Source organism: Geodermatophilus amargosae (assembly GCF_900116515.1).
GTDB classification, from domain to species: Bacteria; Actinomycetota; Actinomycetes; order Mycobacteriales; family Geodermatophilaceae; genus Geodermatophilus; species Geodermatophilus amargosae.
This window is the reverse complement of the sequence record NZ_FPBA01000003.1, coordinates 265094-278357: the sequence shown is the minus strand read 5'-3', so window position 1 is coordinate 278357 and position 13264 is coordinate 265094. Positions and strand designations below refer to the sequence as shown.

Here is a 13264-nt window from a genome sequence, read left to right as displayed (position 1 = left end):
CTCGCGGGGGAGGATGCGGGGGTCCCGCTCCCCAGGAGGTCTCCTGTGTCCGAACCCGTGCAGCCGCAGCGCAACGCCGAGCTCCTCGGCGTCTACCTCAACGACCACCTGGCCTCGGCCACCGGGGGCATCGAGCTGGTCTGCAGGATGATCGGCGTGCACCGCGGCTCGCGCTGGGAGGGCCCGCTCCAGCAGTTGCTGGACGAGCTGCGCGACGAGAAGACCTCGTTGCTCGCGACGGCCCGGGCGCTGGGCGTCCCGGTGCGCCAGTACAAGCAGCTCGGCGTGTGGCTGGCCGAGAAGGTCACCCGGGTCAAGCTCAACGGGCGGCTGCTCTCGCGCTCGCCGCTGTCGGACCTCGTCGAGTTCGAGTTCCTGGCCTCCGGGGTGCGCGCCAAGCGCAGCGGGTTCGAGACGCTGAGGATCGTGGCGGAGGTCGACGACCGCCTGGACAAGGCCGAGCTGGACCGGCTCATCGACCAGGCGCACCGCCAGTACGAGTGGCTCACCGACGCGCGCCGCGACGTCGCCGCCGACGTCTTCGGCGGCCGTGCGCAGGCCGCGGAGCGCACCGGGGGTCACTGAGCAGCGCCGCGGGCGGACTGGTAGCACTGCCGGCATGTGTCACGACCCCGCCAGCCGCCCACCCGCCCCGCCGCGCACCGGCGCAGTGGGGGACACCGGGCAGACCGTCCTCACCGCCGACGGCACGCGGTTCTCCGCCGCCTACGCGCTGCCCGCCGACGTCGGGGCCGCGACCGCGGGGGTGGTCGTGCTGCCCGACATCCGCGGCCTGCACCCCTACTACGTCGCGCTGGCCGAGCGGTTCGCCGAGGCCGGCGTGCCCGCCGTCGCACTCGACTGGTTCGGGCGTACCGCCGGCACCGCCGAGGGCGGCACCCGCGACGCCGACTTCGACTGGCAGACCCACGTCCCGCAGACCACTCCCGAGGGCGTCGACGCCGACCTGGCCGCCGCCATCGCCGAGCTGCGCCGGCGCACCCGTCCGGGGCTGCCGGTGGTCACCGTCGGCTTCTGCTTCGGCGGCAGCCACTCCTGGCGGCAGTCCGGCGGCGACCTCGACGTGGCCGCCTGCGCCGGGTTCTACGGCCGGCCGGCGATGGTCGGCGACGCCGCGTCCCGCGCCTCCCGCCCGACGCTCCTGCTCGTCGCCGGTGCCGACGCCGCCACGCCCGTCGAGGACCAGCTCGCCCTCGCCGAGACCATGCGCGGCGCCGGGGCCGACGTCACCACCGCGGTCTACGACGGCGCACCGCACTCCTTCTTCGACCGGGCCGCCCCCGAGTGGGAGGACGCCTGCCAGGACGCGTGGCGGCGCCTGCTCGACCTGGTCGACCGGGCGGGCAGCGGGCCGTCGTCGTGAGCGAGCCGATCGAGCCCGGTGTCCTCGAGCTGGCCCGGCGGGTCTTCGGCCTGGCGCGCTCCGGCGCCACCGAGGAGCTCGCGGCCTACGTCGACGCCGGGGTGCCCGTCGACCTGACCAACGAGAAGGGCGACACGCTGCTCATCCTCGCCGCCTACCACGACCACCCGGAGACGGTCGCCGCGCTGCTCGCCCTCGGCGCCGACTCCGGGCGGGCCAACGACCGGGGGCAGACGGCGCTGGCCGCGGCGGTGTTCCGCCGGTCGGAGGCCGGGGTGCGGACGCTGCTGGACGCCGGTGCCGACCCCGACGCCGGCGGTCCCAGCGCCCGCGAGACCGCGGCCTTCTTCGACCTGCCGGAGATGACCGCGCTGCTCGACCGCCGCGTGGACTGAGGTCCACCCGACAGCAGTGCCGGCGTGACACATTGGTGTGCCGCGTCACCGAACCGGGGGGAGGGACGTTCATGGCCGCGCAGACACACCTGCCCGGCCCGGGTGCGGACAGGCCGCAGTCCGGAGCCACCCGGATGGTCCCGCCGCCGGAGGCCACCGACCTGCCTGCCGGCCTGCAGCTCGACGGCGTCGCCGGACCCCTCCGCTCCGGCGGCCAGGCGGGAGACGGCCAGGCGGTGGACGGCCAGGCGGTGGACGGGCAGGCGGTGAACGGGCAGGCGGTGGACGGGCAGGCGGTGGACGGCGGGGCGACGCCCGGGGACGCGGGGTCGGAACCGTCCGCCCTGGCCGGGAGCAGCGTGCTGCCGCGCTGGCTGCTGCTGCTCGTCGGCGCCGCGGCCGCGACGATCGCCGTCGCCGGGGTGCGCGAGATCGCCTGGCTGATCGCGCCGGTGATGCTGGCCCTCGTCGTCGTCGTGGCGCTCATGCCGGTGCAGCGCTGGCTGCTGCGCCACCACGTGCCGCGCTGGGCCGCGGCCACCGTCCTGCTGGTGCTCGTCTGGGGCGTGCTGCTCGGCCTGGGCTCGCTGCTGGTGATCGCGATCGCCCAGTTCGCCGTCCTGCTGCCCGACTACGCGCCGGAGTTCGCCGTGCTGCTCGACGACACGGTCCGGCGGCTCGACGAGGCGGGGCTGTCGTCGACGCAGGTCTCCGAGCTCGTCGACCGGTTCGACTACGGCCAGCTCGTCGGCGTGGCCACCGGCCTGCTCGCCCGGGTCACCGACACCGCGACCACGCTGGTGCTGCTGCTCTCGGCGATGGTCTTCCTCGCCATCGAGTCCGGCGGCTTCGGCAGGCGGCTGGCGCTCGTGGCCGAGGAGCGGCCGCACCTGCCGATCGCGCTGGGCCTGTTCGCCCGGGGCACTCGCAGCTACCTGCTGGTGAGCACGGTCTTCGGCGCGATCGTGGCGGTGGGGGACACCATCGCGCTGGCGTTCCTCGACGTGCCGATGCCGGTGCTGTGGGGGCTGCTGTCGTTCATCACCAACTACGTGCCGAACATCGGCTTCGTGCTCGGCGTCATCCCGCCGGCGCTGCTCGGCCTCCTCGGCGGTGGCTGGCCGGAGTTCTGGGCGATCCTCGTCGTCTACGCGCTGCTCAACTTCGTCGTCCAGACGCTCATCCAGCCGCGCTTCGTGGGCGACTCGGTGGGCCTGTCGATGACGGTCACCTTCCTCGCGCTGCTGTTCTGGGGCTGGGTCCTCGGCGCGCTCGGCGCACTGCTGGCCATCCCGCTCACACTGCTGGTCAAGGCCCTCCTGGTCGACGTCGACCCGCGCGGGCACTGGCTCGACGCCCTGCTGCGCGAGGAGCCGCGGCCCCCGCGGACCAGCCGCGCCCGCAAGCGCGCGCACGACCGACGGGCGGCGCTCGCCTCGGTGCGGTCCCTGCACCCGCACTGGCCCTCGCGGCGCGGATCCCCCGACTGACCTGCGCGGACGCGCTCGTGGCACGGAATGTCGGACCCCAGGAGGACGTTGTTCCGTAGTCGGGCAGCGTGCCCGGCAGCACTCCTGAGGAGGACCCGTGAAGGGCGATCGCATCGAGGTCGTGATCGACGCCGGCGGCACGACCCGCACGTACGAGATCGAGGCCACCCGGGCCGGGCGGCGCGTCGACGTGAACCACGGCCGCGGGGTCGTGGAGGTCGTCGAGAGCACGCGCGGCGGCACCCCCGTGCGCACCGCGCGGTTCATGTCCGGCCGCGTGCTCGCGCTGGTCGAGCACCCCGCGTCCCGCGTGACCATGGACGACGACGAGCCGGTGACGGCGCTGCGCCGCACGGCATGAGTGAGGACCTCCCTGCCCCCCGCCACGCGCACGCTCGCGGCGGGCCCCTGCAGGGAGGCCGAGACAGTCGGATCGAGGCGGCCGGCGCCCCCGAGCTGGTGGTCGTGGTCGGGTTGCAGGGCGCGGGCAAGTCGACGTGGGTGCAGCGGCACCTGGCCGCCACGCACGCCGTGGTGAGCAAGGACCACTGGCCCCGCGCCCGACGTCGGGAGGCCCGGCAGCAGCGGGTGGTCGCCGAGCTGCTCGCGGCCGGGCGCAGCGTCGTCGTCGACAACACCAACCCCTCGCCGGAGGAGCGCGCGCCCCTGGTGGCCGCGGCCCGCGCCGCCGGCCTGCCGGTGCGCGCCGTCTGGGTGGACACCCCGCTGGCGGAGTGCCTGGTCCGGGTGGAGGCCCGCAACGCCACACGCGAGGAGCGAGGCCGCGTGCCCCTGGTCGGCGTCCTGTCCGCGCGCCGGCGGTTCCGCCCGCCGTCGGAGGTCGAGGGGTTCGACCGGGTCGACGTCGTCCGCCCCGGGAGCTGACCGGCGGAGCGCCGTGTGCGGCCGGGTGGACCGGTGCGGTAGACCTTGCACGCCCGTCCGCCCCCGCCCCTCCCGGAGGTCCCCCCGTGCTGGCCAGCATCGGTTACGCCGTCGCCTACACCGCCGTCGGCCTCGTGCTGCTGGCCCTCGGCTACCTCGCCCTCGACCTGCTGACGCCCGGCCACCTGGGCCGGCACATCTACGAGGACCGGTCGGTGAGCGCGGCGATCGTGCTGTCGGCGGGGTTCCTCGCCCAGGGCGCGATCATCTTCACCACCATCTGGACCAACGCCACCGCCGGGTTCGGCCAGGCGCTGCTCTACACCGTGGTGTTCGGCGTGCTGGGCGTGCTCCTGCAGGCGGTCGCGTTCCTCGTGCTCGACCTGCTCACGCCGGGGAAGATGGGCTCCCTCGTCACCGAGGTCGCCTTCCACCCCGCGAGCCTGGTGAGTGCCGCGGCCCAGCTCTCGGTGGCCGCGATCATCGTCGCCTCGATCTGGCCCTGATCCCGCGCCGGCGGGCCCGCCGGAGGAACGCCCGGGGCCCGACGTAACGTGTCCGGCGCAGCGTGGGCTACCCGCCGGTAATTCCCGGCGGGCGACCCCGGACCGGACGGCTGGCGACGACGCCGCCCCCACCAGCGAGAGGAACTGCTAATGAGCGAGGCAACCCCCCGCGTCGCCATCGTGACCGGTGCCGCGCGCGGCATCGGCGCCGCGACGGCGCAGCGGCTGGCCGCCGATGGTCACGCCGTGGCGGTGCTCGACCTCGACGAGGCGAACACCAAGGAGACCGTGCAGGCCATCGAGGCCGCCGGCGGCACGGCGCTCGGCGTGGGTGCCGACGTCAGCGACGCCGAGCAGGTGCAGGCCGCCGTCGACCGGGTCGCCGCCGAGCTCGGCCCGCCCGTCGTACTGATCAACAACGCGGGCGTCACCCGCGACAACATGCTGTTCAAGATGACCGAGGTCGACTGGGACGTCGTCATGAACGTGCACCTGCGCGGTGCCTTCCTCATGGCGCGGGCCTGCCAGAAGTACATGGTCGACGCCACGTTCGGCCGGATCGTCAACCTGTCGAGCGTCTCGGCGCTCGGTAACCGGGGCCAGGCCAACTACTCGACGGCCAAGGCCGGGCTGCAGGGCTTCACCAAGACCCTCGCCATCGAGCTGGGCAAGTTCGGCGTCACCGCCAACGCCATCGCCCCGGGCTTCATCCAGACCGAGATGACCAAGGCCACCGCCGAGCGCCTGGGCATCGCCTTCGACGACTTCATCAAGGGCGCCGCGTCGCAGATCCCGGTGGCCCGCGTCGGCCAGCCCGAGGACATCGCCCACCTGGTGTCGTTCTTCGTCAGCGAGGGCGCCGGCTTCGTCTCCGGCCAGGTCGTCTACGCCGCGGGCGGCCCCCGCGCCTGACGCGCACAGCGCCTGAGACGTACGGAACGCCGGCCGGCGGGCACAGCGCCCCGCCGGCCGGCGTTGCACCAGCCGTGAGCGAACCGTTCCGCCTCGTCGTCCTCGGTGACTCGATCGCGTACGGCACCGGCGCCACGCGGGTCGAGGACGGCCTCGGCCCGCGGCTGGCGCAGGTCCTGCGCAGCGAGGGCATCGACACCGATCTCACCGTGCTGGCCGTGCCCGGCGCGGTCTCCCGCGACCTCGGCGCCCAGGTGCGCCGGGCCGCGCCGCTGGACGCCGACCTCGCCGTCGTGGTGATCGGCGCCAACGACCTGGCCCGCTCGGCCATGGCCTTGCTGCAGGGGCCCGTCGCGAGCGCGCGAGCGACGGGGGGCAACGAGATCCTCACTGCCGCCACCGCCGCGCTCGGCGCCGCCGTCAGCGGCCTGCGCGCCGCCGGCACCGACGTCGTCGTGGTCCCCGCGCCGGACATGTCCAGCGTGCCGTTCGTGCCGCCGGCGCTGCGGCCGGTCGTGCGCGGCGCGTGCGCGGTGCTGCAGCAGCGCCAGGCCGAGGTCGCGTGGGCGCACGGTGCGACCGTCGCCGCGGTGTCGGCCGAGCTGGGCGGCGCGTTCGGCAGCGACCCGTCGCTGTTCTCCGCCGACCGCTTCCACCCCTCGTCGGCCGGCTACGCGCGGATCGCCGCCGCGCTGGCCCCGACGGTGCTCACCGCGGCCCGCGATCGCCGGGACCGCCGGGCCGCCTGAGCGCCCCGGCGGCCCCGTCGCTCACACGTCGCGGTAGCGCTTCGCCGCGGCCACGGCCTCGCTCAGCCGGCCGGCGTCGAGGTCGGGGCCGTAGCCGGGGGTGTCGCGCTGGATGCGCCACCCCTCGGCGAGCGGACCGAGGTCGACGACGTCGAAGCCGATCTCGTCGATGAACGAGGCCACCGTCTCCTTGGCCGAGGCGTCGTCGCCGGCGATCGCCAGCGCCCGCCGGTTCGGCGTCCCCGGCGGCGTCCGGCGGGCGGTGATGTCGGCGGCGTAGATGTGGTTGAACGCCTTGACCACGCGCGAGCGCGGCAGGTGCTCCTGCAGCAGCTCCGAGGTGGTCGTCGTCTCCTCGTCCAGCGCCGCGACGTGCCCGTCGCGCTCCGGGTAGTAGTTGTTCGTGTCGATCACGACCTTGCCGGCCAGCGGCTCGACGGGGACGTCCTCGACCGCCTTCAGCGGCACGGTGACGACGACCAGGTCGCCCGCGGCCCCGGTCTCGGCCGGGGTGGCCGCGCGGACGGTGCCCTTCCGTGAGGGTCGGTCGCCGAGGGCGTCGACGAGGCCGGCGAGCGTCTCGGGGCCGCGGGAGTTGGAGAGCACGACGTCGTAGCCGATGTCGGTGGCTGCCTGCGCGAGCGCCGTGCCGATGTGGCCGGCGCCGATGATGCCGAGGGTGGTCATGCCTCGCGCCAACGCGCAGGTCGGCGGCTCATTCCCCGTGGGGCACAGGAAGCTCTCCGCACGTCTCGGGCCCCGATGCGTGCGGAGAGCTTCCTATGCCCCCTCCCGGTCCAGCGCGTCCCGGTCCAGCGCGTCGGCCAGGAGTTCGGCGAGGTGCCGGCCGGACCGGTCGGACAGCTGGTCGAGCTGCGTGCGGCAGGAGAACCCGTCGGCCAGGACCACGGCGTCCGGGCCGGCCTCGCGGACGGCGGGCAGCAGCTGCTGCTCGGCGATCGTCACCGACACGTCGTGGTGGCCGCGCTCGACGCCCCAGTTGCCCGCCAGCCCGCAGCAGCCGCCGAGCCGGGTGACCGTCGCGCCGGCGCTGCGCAGCAGCCGCTCGTCGGCCGCCCAGCCCATCACCGCGTGGTGGTGGCAGTGCGGCTGCGCGACCACCTCGACGCCGGCCAGCGACGGCGGCGTCCACCCCTCGGTGGCGGTGAGCAGCTCGGCCAGCGTCCGGGTGCCCGCGGCGACCCGCGCGGCCGTGTCCCGCCCGCCCGCCTCGTCCAGCAGCTCGACGGCGTCGCTGCGCAGCGACGCGGTGCACGAGGGCTCCACGCCCACGATCGGGACCCCGGCGTCGGCCAGCGGCGCGAGCTTGCGCACGGTGTCGCCGAGGATGCGCCGCGCGGTGTCGAGCTGGCCGGTGGTGGTCCACGTCAGGCCGCAGCAGGTGTCGTCGCCGGGCACCTGCACGGAGTAGCCCGCCGCCTCGAGCACCCGAGCCGCGGCCAGGGCGACCTCCGGGGCGAAGTGGTCGGTGAACGAGTCGACCCACAGTGCCACCGGGGCGCCGTCGCCGGCGCGCGGCGTCCACTGCTGCCGGAAGGTGCGCGGGGCGAAGGACGGCAGGTCGCGCCGCCGGTCCACACCGGCGCCCCACTTCGCCAGCCGGCCGCCGAGCCGCGAGCGCATGACCGCGTTGACCAGCCGCGGCGCGCGGGCGGCCAGGTCCGACCACATCGGCAGCTTGCCCAGCGTGTAGTGCGACAGCGGGCGGATCCGGCGGCGGTAGCTCTGGTGCAGCACCTCGGACTTGTAGCTGGCCATGTCCACGCCGGTCGGGCAGTCGCGCGAGCAGCCCTTGCACGACAGGCACAGGTCCAGCGCGTCGTGCACCTCCGGCGAGCGCCAGTCCCGCACGGGGCCGCCGGGCGCGAGCATCTCCTGCAGCACCCGGGCCCGGCCGCGGGTGGAGTCCTTCTCCTCGCGGGTGGCGGGATAGGACGGGCACATCACCGCGACGCCCGACGGCTCGGCCCGGCACTTGCCGACGCCGGTGCAGCGGTGCACCGCGTTGGAGAAGTCGCCCTCGTCGTGCCGGTAGGCCAGGGCGAGCCCGGTGCGCAGCCGCGGCGCAGCGGCCACCCGGACGTCGTCGTCTAGGCGGGCCGGGCGCACCAGCACGCCGGGGTTGAGCACGTCGTCGGGGTCGAACAGGCCCTTGACCCGCGCGAAGAGGTCGAGCGTGGCGGGGGAGTACATGGTGCCGAGCAGCTCGCTGCGGGCGCGGCCGTCGCCGTGCTCGCCCGACACCGACCCGCCGTAGCGGGCCACGAGCCGGGCGGCGTCCTCCACGAAGGCGCGGTAGGCGGCCCGGCCGCGGTCGGGCTCGCGGCCGAACGGGAAGTCGATGCGCACGTGCACGCAGCCGTCGCCGAAGTGCCCGTACGGCACGCCCTGCAGCCCGTGCCCGTCGAGCAGCGCGTCGAACTCGCGCAGGTAGGCGCCCAGCGAGGTCACCGGGACCGCGGCGTCCTCCCAGCCGGCGTGCGCGGGACGGCCGTCGGACGTGCGCGCGGCCAGCCCGGCGCCGTCCTCGCGGATCCGCCAGATCGCCGCGGCGTGCGCGACGTCGGTGACCACCAGGCTGTCCAGCGCCCCGCCGTCGGCCACCACGGCCGCGCCCTTGGCCTGGACCTCGGCGACGGTGTCGCCGGTCAGTTCGACGATCAGCCAGCCGGCGCCCTTCGGCAGGTCCGGGACGACGGCGGCCGGCACGTCGCGCAGCCGCTGCACGATCCGCTCGTCGAGGCCCTCGACCGCGGTCGGCCCGTGGCGCAGCAGCCCCGGCGTGGCGTCGGCGGCGTCGGCCATCGAGGGGTAGCCGAGCACGACCAGGCCGCGGTACGGCGCGTCGGCGACCAGCCGCACGGTGGCGCCGAGGACGACCGCCAGCGTCCCCTCGCTGCCCACCAGCGCGCGGGCGACGTCGAAGCCGTGCTCGGGCAGCAGGTGCTCCAGGGAGTAGCCCGACACCTGCCGGCCGAAGGTGCCGAGCTCGGTCCGGATGGTGGCCAGCTCACCGGCCACCAGGGTGCGCAGGTCCTCGAGCCCGGGGGTGGCCGACCCGGACGCCAGCCGCAGCCGCTGCCCGGAGCCGGTGACCACGTCGAGGCCCACGACGTTGTCCGAGGTGCGGCCGTAGCCCAGCGCCCGCGAGCCGCAGGCGTTGTTGCCGATCATCCCGCCGATCGTGCAGCGGTTGGACGTGCTCGGGTCGGGCCCGAAGCGCAGCCCGGCGGGACGGGCCGCGGTCTGCAGCGCCGCCTGCACCACGCCGGGGTCGACGACGGCGGTGCGCGACTCGGCGTCGACCGCGTGCACCCGGTGGAGGTACCGGCTGGTGTCGACGACGACGCCGGTGCCCACGGCGTTCCCGGCGATCGAGGTGCCCGCGCCGCGCATGGTCAGCGGCACGCCGAGCTCCCGGCAGACCTCCAGGGCGGCCACCACCTCGTCGGCGGCCCGCGGCCGGACGACGGCGCGCGGCAGCACCCGGTAGAGCGAGCCGTCGGAGGAGTACAGCGCGCGGGCGAGGCCCGAGTCGTCGACGTCACCGATCCCGGCCCGGCGCAGGGCGGCGGTGACCTCGGTCGTGGCGGCGTCGGGACCGGCGGCGGTGGTGCTCACCGGTCCAGTGTCCCCGGTGCCGTCCCCCTGGGCGGACGGCACCGGGTGGACGGCACCGGGGGAGGGGTCAGCTCTCGGTGGGCGGCTCGTCCTTCCCGGACTCCTCCGCCTCGTCGGCCTCCTCCTTGGTGTGGTGCACCGCGCCGTCGGCGTGCTCCGGCGGGCCGTAGACCGTGTAGAGGACCAGCGGGTTCGGCCCGGTGTTGAGGAAGTTGTGCTTCGTCCCGGCCGGGACGACGACCAGGTCGCCCTGGGCGACCTTCTTCGTGGCCCCGCCGACCTTCGCCTCACCGACGCCGCTGACGAAGGTGAGGATCTGGTCGATGTCCTCGTGGACCTCCTCGCCGATCTCGCCACCCGCCGGGATGGTCATGACGACGAGCTGGGTGTTCTTGCCGGTCCACAGGACGCGGCGGAAGTCGGGGCTCTCCTCGGCGACGGTCGCGATGGTGAAGTGGATCACGGACGCCATGGGCGGCGCTCCTCCCTGTCTCGTGGCACCTGGACGGTGCTCCTCGGACGGGCCTTGCCCCCGAGCCGCGCCGACCATGCCTGCCGCCCCGTCGGGGTGGTGCGCCGGCACCCGGTCCTGCTAACGTCGGCCCACCTCGGTTGGACTGTCCAACTGACCTGCTGCTGGGGGCGCGGATGTCCCGCTCGGTCCGGTCCGGTCCCGACGCCGCCGACGCCGTGGGCGGCCCGCCCGTCGCCGTCCTGCAGCGGCGGACGCTCGCCGTGGTCGCGGCCAGCACGCTCGTCGTCCTCGCCGCGTTCGTCACCCCGCTGGCCACCACGGTGGCCACCGCCGCCGACCTGGGCGCCGGCGCCGGCGGGCAGGCGTGGCTGCTTTCGGCGATGAGCCTCGGCCTGGCCGCGGCGCTGCTGGTCACCGGCGCGGCCGCCGACGACCTCGGCCGCCGCCGGGTGTTCACCGCGGGCCTGGTCCTGCTGGCCGCCGGCGCTGCGGTGACGGCCACCGCGGGCGCCACCGGGGTCTTCGTCGCCGGCCGGGTGGTCGAGGGCGTCGGCGGTGCGGCCGTCCTCGCCTGCTCGCTGGGCCTCGTCGCGCAGGTCTTCCCGCTCGGGCCCGCGCGCGCCCGGGCGGCGGCGGTCTGGGGCGCCAGCCTCGGGGCGGGGACCGGCGTCGGCGGGCTGGCCGCGGTGCTGCTCGACGGCGAGACCGGCTGGCGGGCCACGCACGCCGCGGCCGCCGTCGTCGCGCTGCTGCTGGCGGTCGCCGCGCGGCTGCTGCTGCCGGAGGCCGCACCCGGCCGCCGCCCGCGGGTCGACGTCCCCGGGCCGGTGCTGCTCGTGGCCGCGGTGTGCTGCCTGCTCGTCGGCCTCGTGGCCACCCGCACCGGCGCGGGGACCGGCGCCGTGGTCGCGCTCATCGCCGGCGGTGCGGTGCTGGCCGTCGCGTTTGTCCTCGCCGAGAACCGCGTGCGCACGCCGATGGTCGACCTCGGGCTGTTCCGCGTCCGCGGGTTCGTGGCGGCGACGCTCGGCGCGCTGGTCACCGGCGTGGCCACCGTCGGGCTGATGTCGTTCCTGGTCACCGTGCTGCAGCGCGCCCTGGGCGAGAGCCTGCTGGCGACCACGCTGCTCGTGCTCGTCTGGTCGGCGGTGGCGACGGCGACGTCGTGGGGGCTGCGCTGGCTGCCCGGGGTCGACGGGCGGGTGCTGCTGGCCGGCGGGCTCGCGGTGTCGGCGGCGGGGCTGGCCGCGCTCGCCGTGCTGGACACCGGCAGCCGGGCCGTCGCGCTGCTGCCGGGCCTGGTCGTCCTCGGTGTCGGCTACGGCGCGGCCAACGCGGCACTCGGCCGGGAGGCGGTGGCGCACGTGCCGCCGGAGCGGGCCGGCATGGGCAGCGGGGCGAACAACACCGCCCGCTACCTCGGCGCGGCCGTCGGCGTCACGCTCGTCGTCCTGCTGGTGACCGCGGGCGCGCCCGCCGGCACCGCGGCCGGGCTGCTCGCCGGGTGGGACGCCGCCGCGCTGGCCGGTGCCGGGCTCAGCGCGGCCGGGGCGCTGGCGGTGCTGGCACTGCGACCGGCCCGCCGCTGACCGTCGCAGCACCCAGCCGGTGACAGCAGCCCGGCCGCGACGGCGGGCCCGCCGACGACCGCGGGCGCGGCCGTGCGGGTGCGGCCGTGCGGGTGCGGCCGTGCGGGTGCGCAGCGCGCGGAGGTGGCCGGTGAGCGGTGCGCTCGGCCCGGGACGCGGACCTCGCTCTAGTACACGGCCGAGCCTGCCGATGACGACGTGGACGCGCACCCCCGCGACCACGCCGACACGAACGAGGCCGACCAGTGATCACCACCGCTCTCACCGCCGCGGCCATCACCCTCGCCGTCCTCGCCCCGCTCGCGATCCTCGCCAGCGTCGCCGTCCTCACCGTCTCCGCCGGCCGCGGTCTCAGCCACCGCGCCGGCACCCGTCGCTCCGGCCGCGACGCTGCCCCCGTCGTCCAGGACGGCCGCAGCCACCTCAGGCTGCTGGACGGGGGCCATCCGGTGACCGCGCCGCGGCCGGGGGCGCGGCGGACTCAGGGGCGGCGGGCGACCAGCTGGACGAGCACCTCGGTGGCCACGTCGGTGTCCTCGTCGAGGGCCGTGGCCTCGCCGCGCTCGACGCGGGCCAGCATCAGCTCGTTGAGCCCGCCGACGGCGGCGAGCACCAGGGCACGGTCCACCGGGCGCACCTCGCCGGGGTGCTGCTCGGCCAGGTCGGAGGCGACGCCGCAGATCAGCTCGACGTAGCGGTCGATCACCTGGCGGCGCAGCGCGAGGGCGGGCCGGCCGGCCGCCTGCTCCTCCACCAGCGCGGCCCAGGCCACGTCGGGGTCGGCGGCGAGCACCTCGAGGTGGGCGCGCACGGCGGTGCGCAGCCGGTGCGGCCAGGACAGACCCTCCGCGGCCGCCCGCTGCTGGGCGGCGTGCACGGTCTCCAGCATCTTGTCGGTGGCGCGGGTGTAGAGCTCGAGGAGGCAGTGCTCCGTGTCGCGGAAGTGCGCGTAGACGACGGTCTTGGACACCCGGCCCTCGCGGGCGGTGTCGGAGGCGGTGGTCGCGCGGTAGCCCTTGGTGGCCATGCAGGTGGCCAGCGCGAGGAGGATGCGCACGCGGCGGTGGGCGTCCTCCTCGGTCAGGTCGTCGGGTGAGACCATTGCTGCGACCACGGGCCGATCGTAGGGCCGGGGATCCCGGGGGAACGGAACGACCTGCTCCCGTACGGACGGGCGCGTGAGGCGGCTCACCCGGGCAGCGGGAACAACCGGCGGACGGTTGCTGTCGTCCACCAG

Annotated in this window: 14 protein-coding genes; 10 read left to right on the top strand and 4 right to left on the bottom strand. The window is 75.9% G+C overall.

Going from position 1 to position 13264, the window contains the following annotated elements; all coding sequences use genetic code 11:
• Nucleotides 1-45 precede the first annotated feature (45 nt).
• The 9 genes from BM414_RS06555 (at nt 46) to BM414_RS06515 (ending at nt 6321) form a co-directional block, all read left to right on the top strand.
• A complete protein-coding gene (locus BM414_RS06555; RefSeq protein ID WP_093578617.1) occupies nt 46-585 on the top strand; it encodes a hypothetical protein in 540 nt (179 codons plus the stop codon).
• Nucleotides 586-619: 34 nt separating this feature from the next.
• Nucleotides 620-1384, top strand: a complete 765-nt coding sequence (locus tag BM414_RS06550; RefSeq protein ID WP_093578616.1) for a dienelactone hydrolase family protein — start codon at nt 620-622, stop codon at nt 1382-1384.
• Complete coding sequence (locus tag BM414_RS06545) at nt 1381-1779, top strand: ankyrin repeat domain-containing protein (RefSeq protein ID WP_093578615.1); 399 nt, start codon at nt 1381-1383, stop codon at nt 1777-1779. Before BM414_RS06550 ends, BM414_RS06545 begins: the two co-directional genes overlap by 4 nt.
• Before the next feature lie 71 nt (nt 1780-1850).
• Nucleotides 1851-3269: an AI-2E family transporter gene (locus BM414_RS06540; RefSeq protein ID WP_245784532.1), complete on the top strand. Its 1419-nt coding sequence runs from the start codon at nt 1851-1853 to the stop codon at nt 3267-3269.
• Between the two features lie 97 nt (nt 3270-3366).
• Nucleotides 3367-3630, top strand: coding sequence for a hypothetical protein (locus BM414_RS06535; protein WP_093578614.1), 264 nt, complete (start codon nt 3367-3369; stop codon nt 3628-3630).
• A 104-nt stretch (nt 3631-3734) separates the two neighbouring features.
• The gene (locus tag BM414_RS06530) at nt 3735-4154 is read left to right on the top strand and encodes an ATP-binding protein (RefSeq protein ID WP_217644574.1); all 420 of its coding nucleotides are present in this window, start codon (nt 3735-3737) and stop codon (nt 4152-4154) included.
• Nucleotides 4155-4240: 86 nt separating this feature from the next.
• The gene (locus tag BM414_RS06525; RefSeq protein WP_093578612.1) at nt 4241-4660 is read left to right on the top strand and encodes a DUF350 domain-containing protein; all 420 of its coding nucleotides are present in this window, start codon (nt 4241-4243) and stop codon (nt 4658-4660) included.
• Nucleotides 4661-4810: 150 nt separating this feature from the next.
• Entirely contained in the window at nt 4811-5572 is a 762-nt protein-coding gene (fabG, locus tag BM414_RS06520) for a 3-oxoacyl-ACP reductase FabG (RefSeq protein WP_093578611.1), read from the top strand.
• 74 nt (nt 5573-5646) lie between these two features.
• Nucleotides 5647-6321, top strand: coding sequence for a GDSL-type esterase/lipase family protein (locus BM414_RS06515; RefSeq protein WP_093578610.1), 675 nt, complete (start codon nt 5647-5649; stop codon nt 6319-6321).
• A 21-nt stretch (nt 6322-6342) separates the two neighbouring features.
• On the opposite strand, the gene BM414_RS06510 is transcribed toward BM414_RS06515, so the two are convergent.
• From BM414_RS06510 to BM414_RS06500, 3 genes are all read right to left on the bottom strand, one after another.
• Complete coding sequence (locus tag BM414_RS06510) at nt 6343-7008, bottom strand: NADPH-dependent F420 reductase (protein WP_093578609.1); 666 nt, start codon at nt 7006-7008, stop codon at nt 6343-6345.
• Nucleotides 7009-7101: 93 nt separating this feature from the next.
• Complete coding sequence (locus BM414_RS06505; RefSeq protein WP_093578608.1) at nt 7102-9963, bottom strand: FAD-binding and (Fe-S)-binding domain-containing protein; 2862 nt, start codon at nt 9961-9963, stop codon at nt 7102-7104.
• Between the two features lie 67 nt (nt 9964-10030).
• Nucleotides 10031-10435: a cupin domain-containing protein gene (locus BM414_RS06500; RefSeq protein ID WP_217644573.1), complete on the bottom strand. Its 405-nt coding sequence runs from the start codon at nt 10433-10435 to the stop codon at nt 10031-10033.
• Between the two features lie 176 nt (nt 10436-10611).
• On the opposite strand from BM414_RS06500, the gene BM414_RS06495 reads away from it, so the two are divergent.
• Nucleotides 10612-12027, top strand: coding sequence for an MFS transporter (locus BM414_RS06495; RefSeq protein WP_093578607.1), 1416 nt, complete (start codon nt 10612-10614; stop codon nt 12025-12027).
• A 481-nt stretch (nt 12028-12508) separates the two neighbouring features.
• On the opposite strand, the gene BM414_RS06485 is transcribed toward BM414_RS06495, so the two are convergent.
• Entirely contained in the window at nt 12509-13141 is a 633-nt protein-coding gene (locus tag BM414_RS06485) for a TetR/AcrR family transcriptional regulator (protein ID WP_139245726.1), read from the bottom strand.
• Nucleotides 13142-13264 lie beyond the last annotated feature (123 nt).